Here is a 1,066-nt window from a genome sequence, read left to right as displayed (position 1 = left end):
GATGATCGGCCAGCTCGGCCACGAAGGCGCCGGCCCGCACACCCTCAAGAACGCCCGCGAGCTGCGCGGGCGCATGATCCACCTGCTGCCGGTGATCGACGCCCTCGACGATGCCCTGGTTGCCCTCGAAGGCCGTGCCCCGGCGCAGTTCGCCCAGTTGCGGCCGGTACTGGACGCCGCCCGTGAATGGCTGAAGGGCACTGCCGACAGCGCTTCGGTGGCCCGCTGGGCTGCCCTGCACGAGCAGATCGCGCGCTTGCAACCCGGCGCTGCGGCACTCGACCAGCGTGCCGAGCTGCTGCTGTCCAACGCCCTGTACCGGCTGACCGAATGGGCCGACCTGTGGCAAGACTGCTGCACCCTGCAACACGCCCTGCGCAGCGATGACGCCACACCCTGGCGCGCGGTGTACCGGCACTGGCGCCTGGGCCGCCTGACCGCGTTCTTCGACCGCGGCCTGATGCTGTACTCGGTGGCATCCACCGTACTGGCGATTGTCGTCGCCTGCGGCCTGTGGATCGGCCTGGGCTGGCACGACGGCGCGAGTGCGGTGATCCTCGCTGCCGTATCGTGCAGCTTCTTCGCCGCCATGGACGACCCGGCACCGCAGATCTACAAGTTCTTCTTCTGGACGCTGATGTCGGTCATCTTCTCCAGCCTGTACCTGTTCCTGGTGCTACCCAACCTGCACGACTTTCCGATGCTGGTGCTGGCCTTCGCCGTGCCGTTCATCTGCGTTGGCACGCTGACTGTACAGCCCCGCTTCTATCTGGGCACGTTGCTGACCATCGTCAACACCTCGACCTTCATCAGCATCCAGGGCGCCTACGACGCCGACTTCTTCACCTTCCTCAACTCCAACCTGGCTGGCCCCGTAGGCCTGCTGTTCGCTTTCATCTGGACCGTGGTGATGCGCCCGTTCGGCGTAGAGCTGGCGGCCAAGCGCATGACCCGCTTCGTCTGGCGCGACATCGTCGAAATGACCGAGCCAGCCACCCTGGCCGAGCACCGTCAGGTGGGTGTGCAGATGCTCGACCGCCTCATGCAGCACCTGCCGCGTCTGTCG

The 1,066-nt window shown here is 66.4% G+C and carries 1 protein-coding gene; it reads left to right on the top strand.

Annotation, left to right across the window (positions count from 1 at the left end):
- On the top strand, positions 1–1,066 hold a 1,066-nt coding region (locus tag HP546_RS30570), incomplete at both ends, for an FUSC family protein (RefSeq protein WP_172233712.1).

It is taken from the genome of Pseudomonas sp. CM25, assembly GCF_013179705.1.
Classification (GTDB): Bacteria; Pseudomonadota; Gammaproteobacteria; order Pseudomonadales; family Pseudomonadaceae; genus Aquipseudomonas.
The sequence above is the reverse complement of the archived record's forward strand: the minus strand, read 5'-3'. Positions and strand labels throughout refer to the sequence as shown.